The 239-nt window shown below is 70.7% G+C and carries 1 protein-coding gene; it reads left to right on the forward strand.

The annotated features are described in order from the left end of the window. Positions 1-239 (forward strand): hypothetical protein (locus tag Q4563_RS22355; protein WP_303606107.1); only part of this gene is annotated, 239 nt, incomplete at both ends.

Consider the following 239-nt stretch of genomic DNA (forward strand, 5'->3'; position numbering starts at 1 on the left):
GGCCCGCGCGCGCCGCTCGACGAAGCGCTCACCGTCCTGCGGCGCACCGGCGCTCTGCAGCCGCGTGCCTGGCCGCCATCGCCCGCGCTCGCGAAAACGCAGCAAGCGCTCTTCGCCCTCTGGAACGAATGGAAGTCCGCCGGCGCCGAGCGCATCGCCGCCGACAACTTATTCCTCGACAAAGCCGCCGCCACGCGCCAAACAGAACTCGCCGCGCTCAAGCAAAGCGTGGGCCGTTG

Source organism: Gilvimarinus sp. 1_MG-2023 (assembly GCF_030548285.1).